The sequence below is a fragment of the Sutterella massiliensis genome (assembly GCF_016899755.1).
In the GTDB taxonomy this organism is placed as follows: Bacteria; Pseudomonadota; Gammaproteobacteria; order Burkholderiales; family Burkholderiaceae_F; genus Sutterella; species Sutterella massiliensis.
This window is the reverse complement of record NZ_JACJJC010000514.1, coordinates 1-243: the sequence shown is the minus strand read 5'-3', so window position 1 is coordinate 243 and position 243 is coordinate 1. Positions and strand designations below refer to the sequence as shown.

The 243-nt window shown below is 50.2% G+C and carries 1 protein-coding gene; it reads left to right on the top strand.

Going from position 1 to position 243, the window contains the following annotated elements; all coding sequences use genetic code 11:
* Window positions 1-243, top strand: a 243-nt coding sequence (locus H6A60_RS13525) for a hypothetical protein (RefSeq protein WP_205105395.1), incomplete at both ends; no start/stop codon positions are given.

The following is a 243-nucleotide window of genomic DNA, read 5'->3' as shown; positions in this document are numbered from 1 at the left end:
GAGCCAACCTGAGTCGGGTTGGTGGCGCTGGTTTGTCTCAATACGATCGGCTCGATTCAAGAACGGCCGTATCGAACCTTCAGATGGAACGAAGGCGTTCAATGTCAAGACATTAGGTATATGTCTCGGTTACGTTTTCGATCCCATACCCGAGCTACACGATTTTCTTTTCAAGGGTTTAATTCACAGTGCTGGCGACGTAGACCCGGTTGTCTGGGCAATTGATGAGGAGGGTGTGCTCAC